This is a genomic window from Corallococcus sp. AB032C, from assembly GCF_003668935.1.
GTDB classification, from domain to species: Bacteria; Myxococcota; Myxococcia; order Myxococcales; family Myxococcaceae; genus Corallococcus; species Corallococcus exiguus.
The window spans coordinates 1-925 of record NZ_RAWP01000256.1 but is presented as its reverse complement, the minus strand read 5'-3'; the positions used below and the strand labels follow the sequence as shown (position 1 = coordinate 925).

Genomic DNA, 925 nt, shown 5'->3' with positions numbered 1-925 from the left:
CCCGCGCCCTGGCCCTTGGCCACCACCACCGCTTCCTTCACCGCCGGGTGCGCTCGCAGCGCTCCTTCCACTTCACCCAGCTCGATTCGGAAGCCCCTCACCTTCACCTGCGTGTCCGCACGGCCCAGGAACTCCAGTGTCCCTTCCGCGCGCCACCTCGCCAGGTCTCCCGTCCGGTACATCCGCTCCCCGGCCAGGCCTCCGTGCGCGTCCGGCACGAAGCGCTCCGCCGTCAACTCCGCGCTTCCCAGGTAGCCTCGCGCCACGCCCTCTCCGGCTGCGTACAGCTCTCCGGCCACTCCCACCGGTACCGGATTCAGCGCCGCGTCCAGCACGTACACGCGCGTGTTCCCAATCGGCTGGCCAATGGCCACCACTTCGCCCACCTGCTCGCCTTCCGTCATCCGGTGGCAGCTGGTGAAGAGCGTGTTCTCCGTCGGGCCGTAGCACGCCGTCACCGGCACCTTCAGCTCCTCCACCACCCGGCGCACATGCGGCGCCGACACCACGTCTCCGCCCGTCAGCAACTGCTTGAGGCCCCGCAGCACCTCCACGTCCGCGTCCACCACCTGCGCGAAGAGTCCCGCCGTCAGGTGCAGCGTCGTCACGCCCTTCCCCTTCACCACCCGCTTCAACTCCTCCACGTCTCCCACAGGGCCCGGGGGGTACACCACCAGCCGCGCCCCATTCAGCAGGCTGCCCCATACCTCCAGCGTCGAAGCGTCAAACGACACCGGGGCAATCAGCAGCAGCGTCTCCTCTGCGCCGAGGTGCGCGTACTTCGTCCCCTTCACCGTGCGCAGCACGCCCCGCTGCTCCGTGCACACGCCCTTCGGCTTGCCCGTGCTTCCCGAGGTGAAGTCAATGTACGCCAGGTTGCGCCCGCCCACTCCACTCCTCGGCGCGTGCTTCGGCTGCTGGGCCA

At 69.4% G+C, this 925-nt stretch carries 1 protein-coding gene; it reads right to left on the bottom strand.

Annotation, left to right across the window (positions count from 1 at the left end):
• A partial coding sequence (locus tag D7X99_RS41940) for an amino acid adenylation domain-containing protein (protein WP_121782588.1) occupies positions 1-925 on the bottom strand: 925 nt, incomplete at both ends.